Source organism: Thalassotalea sp. PLHSN55 (assembly GCF_052030545.1).
GTDB lineage: Bacteria > Pseudomonadota > Gammaproteobacteria > Enterobacterales > Alteromonadaceae > CANMXU01.
The window spans coordinates 1-622 of sequence record NZ_JBPDIH010000037.1 but is presented as its reverse complement, the minus strand read 5'-3'; the positions used below and the strand labels follow the sequence as shown (position 1 = coordinate 622).

At 37.5% G+C, this 622-nt stretch carries 1 protein-coding gene; it reads left to right on the top strand.

All coding sequences use genetic code 11. The features are described from left to right. A partial coding sequence (locus ACRRSQ_RS20605; protein WP_440877657.1) for a hypothetical protein occupies positions 1-522 on the top strand: 522 nt, incomplete at its 5' end. Positions 523-622 lie beyond the last annotated feature (100 nt).

The window sequence follows — 622 nt, the reverse complement described above, 5'->3', positions numbered from 1 at the left end:
GGCGTTAGGTATTTAGGAGAGTTCGTGAAGTACGGAATACTATTTTTTATCCTCATAAATGTTTTTGTTTTTTATCCACAGCAAGCTTTCTCGGCTGAACAAACTGTTGAAGCTCAAATTCAATTAGCCAAAGACACTTCACCGGAAGACAAAGAATGGCCTTTTTCTGTTATTGGGACAGTAGTTGTAGCTTTAATTGGTCTTATCAGCGGAGCTATCGGTTCTTTATTTGCTCCCTGGATTAACTGGGGAATAGAAAAAAAGCGAAAAGCAATCGAGTATAAACAGTCTCGTATTAAAGATGCCCGTGAATTATTAGATAAGGCCGATTCACTAGAAATAATATTATCTTCTTCAATATGGGGTTTTATCCAAACTAATTTAACTCAGCAAGAAGCTCACTCTGTATCTAGCGGTAGGGTTATTCATGGTACAGATCATAATTGTATGACAGAGCTTCACATGCGTAAGCAGATAATTAGTCGTATGTTAAGTCGCCTTGAAAAAGAGTGGGAGTTATAAATACCTAACAAGTCACTCAAGCAGGACAAAAAACAGTTGGTTTTTGCTCCTTCGTCGCTTATTTTAACCAACTATTTTTTGCCTCTTAGTGGGGCGTTAT